The organism is Butyrivibrio sp. WCD2001, assembly GCF_000424485.1.
GTDB lineage: Bacteria > Bacillota > Clostridia > Lachnospirales > Lachnospiraceae > Butyrivibrio.
Genome location: NZ_AUJZ01000056.1, coordinates 1 through 1,214, shown reverse-complemented (window position 1 = coordinate 1,214; position 1,214 = coordinate 1). Strand labels below are relative to the sequence as shown.

Annotated in this window: 2 protein-coding genes; both read left to right on the top strand. The window is 43.3% G+C overall.

Annotation, left to right across the window (positions count from 1 at the left end; translation table 11 throughout):
- Positions 1–316 precede the first annotated feature (316 nt).
- Positions 317–538, top strand: a complete 222-nt coding sequence (locus G630_RS0117800) for a hypothetical protein (protein WP_155832027.1) — start codon at positions 317–319, stop codon at positions 536–538.
- A 1-nt stretch (position 539) separates the two neighbouring features.
- On the top strand, positions 540–1,214 hold a 675-nt coding region (locus G630_RS22690), incomplete at its 3' end, for a hypothetical protein (protein ID WP_044959848.1).

Below are 1,214 nucleotides of genomic sequence, written 5' to 3'. Positions count from 1 at the left end.
AACAGAAAAAGACCTACAGGACTTCTTAGAGAACAGTAGGAGCGTTTAAGAGTAAAATCATAGTATACACTTAGGCTTAAATGCCTATAGGTATAAAAAGGGGGACTGTACCGCCAGCAAAACGAAACAGCCCCCACAGGACAGCATAAACACCCAGCAAGGACACAACACGCTAACAGGCTATGCAGTAACCAATAACAAGGCTATGCAGTAACCAATAACAAGGATATGCTGCAACCAACAACAAGGCTTTATGCTATGCAACATCATAGCAGAAAAGCCCGCACTATTCCACAATGGAAGAAAGGGTACAAATATGAAAAAGACAACAAGTGCATATGAGACTTACAATCTGGAAATGATAGGGGAAATGGATTCGGCACCATTTTTCAAACACAGGAAGGAAATAGCCCGGATAATTAAAAAGGCAGAAGAGAGCGAAATATCACCAACACAGCACGATAAATTATTTGAAGCTTGTGTAGATGCTTTTTTGTTGGGATTGCGTGAAGGCATGAACACTAAGAAAGGTGAATAATATGATGATTGAATTAACAGTTGAAGAAAAACTACAGTCACAGGCAATAATAGACGGATATCAGCCGGAACTTGAAGCATTAAGGGCTGCTATGGCTGCAGCAAGGGACAATAAGGAAGAGTGGCTAAGCCAGCAAGTAAAATACCAGGCTGCTATGGACAACATGCAGGAAGAACTTGACGTCTTTCTGGACAAGATCCAGCGCAAACGATTTGAAGAAATCGCCCAGGGCGGCGCAAGTGCAATAATAAACCATGCAAAAGAGCAATTGCCCGTATTACTGGAAGACATACACAGGATAACTAGGCGGCAGTACAAAGAGGCTAGCGCAGATGCGCTTAAAAACATGGGAATAGGCACGCTTAAGGGCGACAAACTAATATTAAATGCCAACTATGCAACACAGGCGCTTAAAGACGAACTTTATTTGCATGTAGAGGCTCTTAGAGACAGCAAAGACACCTTAAGGGAACTTCTGGAAGCAATTATAGAAGCAGTAGAAGCAAGCGGCCTTACAGACAATGCGGAAATAACCGACGGGCAGCAGCCTTTAGAAGTGAAGCGCTTTAGGCGTAACCCTTTAGGGGATATTACAAGCTACGGGCTTATGAATGACAAGATAAACGCCCAGCTGCTTCAGGACGGAGATATATTCCAACAGCAGGCGAACGGACAG